This window comes from Allochromatium humboldtianum, from assembly GCF_013385175.1.
Lineage (GTDB): Bacteria > Pseudomonadota > Gammaproteobacteria > Chromatiales > Chromatiaceae > Thermochromatium > Thermochromatium humboldtianum.
In genome coordinates, this window is sequence record NZ_JABZEO010000044.1 from 1 (window position 1) to 4,840 (window position 4,840).

General features: G+C 59.0%; 4 protein-coding genes and 2 pseudogenes. 2 read left to right on the forward strand and 4 right to left on the reverse strand.

The window, feature by feature from the left end; genetic code table 11:
• Window positions 1–41: 41 nt before the first annotated feature.
• The 4 genes and pseudogenes from HW932_RS21260 to HW932_RS21270 all read right to left on the reverse strand — a co-directional run bounded on the left by HW932_RS21260 (window position 42) and on the right by HW932_RS21270 (window position 3,097).
• On the reverse strand, window positions 42–1,127 hold the full coding sequence (locus HW932_RS21260) for an RNA-guided endonuclease InsQ/TnpB family protein (protein ID WP_246296965.1): 1,086 nt from the start codon (window positions 1,125–1,127) through the stop codon (window positions 42–44).
• Window positions 1,125–1,271 (reverse strand): annotated as a pseudogene (locus HW932_RS22235) (hypothetical protein); the annotation flags it as partial. The pseudogene HW932_RS22235 and the gene HW932_RS21260, both read right to left, overlap by 3 nt.
• Window positions 1,213–1,710, reverse strand: a pseudogene (locus tag HW932_RS21265) (IS607 family transposase); the annotation flags it as partial. The pseudogenes HW932_RS22235 and HW932_RS21265, both read right to left, overlap by 59 nt.
• Window positions 1,711–1,822: 112 nt before the next feature.
• Window positions 1,823–3,097, reverse strand: a complete 1,275-nt coding sequence (locus tag HW932_RS21270) for a GspE/PulE family protein (protein ID WP_176978450.1) — start codon at window positions 3,095–3,097, stop codon at window positions 1,823–1,825.
• A gap of 182 nt (window positions 3,098–3,279) precedes the next feature.
• Between HW932_RS21270 and HW932_RS21275 the strand changes: the two genes are divergently transcribed.
• Together HW932_RS21275 and HW932_RS21280 are read left to right on the forward strand one after the other, a co-directional pair.
• Window positions 3,280–4,029 carry a thioredoxin domain-containing protein gene (locus tag HW932_RS21275; protein WP_176978451.1) on the forward strand — a complete coding sequence of 250 codons (750 nt, stop codon included), beginning with the start codon at window positions 3,280–3,282 and terminating at the stop codon, window positions 4,027–4,029.
• Window positions 4,016–4,840 (forward strand): hypothetical protein (locus HW932_RS21280; protein WP_176978452.1); only part of this gene is annotated, 825 nt, incomplete at its 3' end. The genes HW932_RS21275 and HW932_RS21280, both read left to right, overlap by 14 nt.

Genomic DNA, 4,840 nt, shown 5'->3' on the forward strand with positions numbered 1-4,840 from the left:
CCTGAAAACGTGTGTATCTATAGCATATCTAGCCGATACTTTTATGCTAACGCTTGCTGACAAGCGCCAACACATGCACGCTCATGTCTGAGCGAGGGTGTATCTACCAAAGCTTGCAGGAAGATCCCGCGAGCGCCATTGATGTCACGATCCACGGTGATTCCGCCGCTCGTGATCGTTTTCGCGCCACCGATCGATTTGATCGCGCCGGTCCAACTGGCCGTTTTCGAGGTGTAGGCCTCGTTGACGCGCAGCACGACCTTGCCGACCCGCTTCGCCGCTGACTCCAGACGTTGTCCGAAGCGGAAGAAGGCATAGCCCAGCATCGTCCTGACCGACTTTGCCCGGATCTTGCGCTTGGATTTCGCCGACATCTCCCTGGTCTCAAAGGTCGGCAGCAGGATCAGGTCGAAGCGGTCCAGCAGGAAGCGGATGGCCTGGAAGTGCAGTTCATCGACCAGATCGCGAATCTTCCAGCGCAGCCGGTGCGCGGCCTTCTTGAGCCGGGCTTTCTGCCGACACCTGGCCTTGGCGATCTTGGAGAGCAGGCGATCCAGGTGATAGCAAAGCCGGGCAAGGCGGGCGAAATCGCTCTGACCGATCTTGAACGCCTGGTCTTCGGCAAAGCCGGTCAGAAAGGTGCGGATGCCCGGATCGAGCGCCACCACCCGACCTTGGTTCTCGGTCGGCGTGATGGGCACGCGATAGGGGACGATCACGAACCACCGGCCCTGTTCAAAGACCAGACGCGAATCCCGTGGATACTCCGGGAAGTCCTCGGCGCGTTTGAGGCTCCCGGCAATGCGTGGATAAATGCCCGCGTCCTTGAGGGCGGACGACGGGATGAAGCAGGATTGCTTCGGGTTTTTGCGCGAGCGGAAGCCAAGATCGAACGGTTCGCCGGTCTGTTTCCAGTTGCGCACGCCGTTGGAGAAGGCTTTGTAGGCATCTTCAACGGCGATCTTCTTGATCTGGTAGGGGATCGGTCCGGCCCACTCCGGCAGATTCGGCAGGACGATCTTCGCCGCCCCCATCCAATGCCCCGCCCGTTGCGCCTTGGGCAGACCGAGATGCTTGACGGTTTCGTTGTAGACGTATCTTGAGGTGCCGAGCCACTGCCGAAACAGGTTCTTCTGTGCTGTCGTCGGATAAACGCGAATCCGCTTGGCCTTGATGACTGCGCCGTCCGTGCGTCCGACACGCGAAGTGATGGAGGATGGCGAGTAGATCGGCGGTGAGTTCGGCTTCTCGGGATGGATCCACTGGTTGATCGAGAACCACGATTTCCCCGCCGTTGCGCTCGACGAGGAAGGCGATGAGGTCGAAGCCGAACCGGGCGAGTCGGTCACGGTGGGCAACCACAACCCGGAGCTTATCGCCGCGCAGGAGTCGTTCCAGTAAGGCGCGCAGACCTTTGCGTTTGAAGTTGAGTCCGCTGGCGATGTCTTGGACGACTTCCGCGTGCGGCGCGGCTTGCCGGAGTCGTTCGATTTGTCGCACGAGGTCGTCGCGTTGCTTGGCGCTGCTGACGCGGGCGTAAATGATGGTGACGGCATCGGTCGCTCGCCGCAAGTAGGCGTCAACGTCAAAAAGGCGCTGCCCGGCGCGATTGCGAATGCTTGGGATAAGTCCGTCATCGGCGTATTTACGAAGCGTATTGGGATGCAGTCCAAGTTCGGCAACGGCCCGGCGTAAGGGAACGTAGGCCATGTGTTAAGCAAAAGTTTGCAAAAGTGAGCTTATGGTAGCTTATCGCTAACTGTTACTCAACCTCCTTTTTCGGATCCGACGCCCCGAAAGACGGGGCGAGAAATGTGATCGCTCAAGCGGCCTCGTCGAGTTGTACCTGCGTCGACCCCGTGACCGCCATGGCCTCCAGCAACGACGTCCGCCCCTCCAGAACCAGCTGCATGGCATGTCGGCCCAGTGACCGATACTGAGGCTGAGTATGAGCCGCGCGCTCCAATCCCTTGAGGTTGCCCTCCTCGATGGCCAGGCGCACATCCGGGGTGGCCGTAACCAACTCGAACACGGGGATCCGGCCATTCCAGCCATCCCGGCATTGCGGACACCCGCCCGGCTCGTAGATCACAGTCTCGGGCGGCATGAGCTCTTCCGTGACCCCTGCATAGCGCATCTGATAGCGCGCGTCCTCGGTGAGGGAACGCGGGCAGCGGCAGTATGGACACAGTCTGCGCGCCAAGCGTTGCGCCATAAAGCCGCCCATGGCCGCCCCCAGCGCGTGGGGATCGACTTCCAGATCCAGCAAGCGATTGAGCGTCACCAGCGCACTGTTGGTATGCAGCGTGGAGAGGACAATATGCCCAGTCAAGGCCGCTTGTGTAGCAATCCGAGCCGTTTCGGAATCCCGAATTTCGCCGACCAGGATGATATCCGGGTCTTGGCGCAGCATTGATTTCAAGGCACTGGCAAACGTCAGCTTGGGATTGGTTTGTGCCTGACTGATGCCGGGCAATCGATATTCGACCGGATCCTCAACCGTGAGGATTTTCACATCCGGCGTGTTCAGTTGTTGAAGAATGCCGTATAGCGTCGTTGTCTTGCCGGAACCCGTCGGGCCTGTGACCAAAAACAAACCCTGGGGTTGTGCGATGATGTGCCCGATGGCCGCACGGATATCGCCCGGCATGTCGATATCATCCAGGTTGATCAAGTTCGCCTTCTGATCCAGGAGGCGGCAAACGATCGACTGACCGTGAGCCAGCGGCAGAATACTGACGCGCACGTCGACATCGCGCCCGTCAACCTCAAAGCGAAACTTCCCGTCCAGTGGGGACATGCGCTCAGACAGCGAAAGCTTGCACTTCATGCGAATTTTGCCGTCGAACTCGCGCGAGTAATTGAGACTAACGCGATCGGTCTCCTCCATCTCGCCGTTGTGACGAAAACGAATCACGCAAGCGCCTTCTCGATCCTCGAAATGGACGTCACTGATTCCGCGACGAGCGGCATTTCTGAACAATTCATTGAGATAACGAACAGCCATGGCATCCGTTGCGGATGTCGAGATGAACTCGCGCGGCTCTTGGGCGATCTCCTGGTGGATACGTCCGATTGATGCGATAGAACTGGTCATCAGTCTCACCTCGTGGGGAGGGAATGGGGAATGGTATGGACGGTCGAAAGGTCGGCGAAGGGCGCTGAACGCCGACGGTGCGTGCGGCGTGAGCTGGGCGCGATGGCCGATGCGCGTTGACAAAAGCCGCCTTAAAGATACTATTGCACTACAATGTAATCAAGTATAAGAGTAAAATCCTAATGTCCCGATACACAGATGCGCCGACGCGGCTCGATCCGTCCCGGCGGCGAGCGTTGCTGTTCCTGACAGGTCTCGCGCTGGCCAAACCGGTTGGCGCCATCCAGCCTCTGCCTCGCGATCTCCCCTCCCCTTCCGCTGCTTCCGAACTCAAACCCTACGACATGATCGATCCGCCTGTGGCGGGCGATGCGCGTCATGTGCGGCTGTTTTTTACGTATGACTGCCCCTATTGCCGTCAATATCACAACGGCCTCGTCCAATGGGGGCAGTCTCTTCCGAAGCCGCTTCAGTTCACCGTAGTCCCCATCATCACGTCCCCGGAAAATGACAACCAGACACTGGCCGTTTATGGTCGATTGATTGCCCAAATCCTTGATCCGAAGGTGCTGCCGCGCTACGACCTGGCAATCTTCAGCCTCCTTCAGGGCGACACTCTGGGGCAGTCCGCCGGTGTGGGTGAACTGACCACCTCCCATGTTCTGAGCGCCTTGGTCGAGTCCGGCCTCGCCGCCGATCGCATCACGGGGTTCCTGGAGAGTGAGGAGATGGACGCTTTGGAGTCGCGGATTCCCAATCACGCCAAAGTCATCAGCACCTACCAGATCAAGGCCACACCAACGGTTGTCGTCTCGGGCCGGTTTGCCGTCAATCCGGATCATACTAATGGCAATACGTCGCAATTTCTGACATTGCTCAACGGGATCGTCAGTCGCGCGATCGAAGCGGGAGGGCGCCATGGGGCGGCTTAATCGATATGCCGGACTGTTGAGTCTGCTGATGGCTCCGGTGATGGGGTTTGGATGGTCATCGCCGGTCTGGTCCTCGGAGTTTCTGGAGGTCTCTGTTGCCCCTGAGACTCTTCCCGAGTGGGTCAGAGACAGCCAGCGACTCTCACAGATGCTCGGCGGACAATCCGTGGGAGATGTCAGTGATGCCCAGGTGATTCAACGGCTGTCGACCCCAATCGAAGGTCTGGATGCCCTCGTGATCGAGGCCACGATCTCTAAAAAAGATCAGGAACCTCAGCGCGAGACGTTTGTGCTTTATGTCGACACAACAGGCCGCTATCTCATGGCCGGGCTATTCATCGACATGGAGCAAAATCGCAACATGGGTCAGGTCATTGAGCGGCAGGTACGCGGTGAGCGTGCCGAAAGTCCCTCGCAGGCACTCCGTCCGCTGGAGATGCACGGGCTGGACGCCGAACCGATCGAGGATCCGGACGGTTCGCTGATCGTGGTGGTGGACCTGGGGCCGGAAATCGGGCGCCGGAATTTTCTGCGCATCGCGTCCTTGCGTCAGTCCTTGCGTGAAGAAGGCCGTCCGGTTCGTGCGTTGCGTGTCATCCCTGTTTCTGCTGCGCACGATGAGTTGAGTACGGGGGCGATGGCCATGGCTCTGGGGTATGACACCCTCAACCCTGGAGACGGCTATCAGAAGCTGCTCGAATATGCCGAAAAAGGTCATGCCGCACCTTGGCTCGACAAGGACCGCTTGCGCGACGATCCGCTCCTCAAGCAGTCCATGGGGCTCGGGATCTTTCTGAGGTGCCCTTCTTTC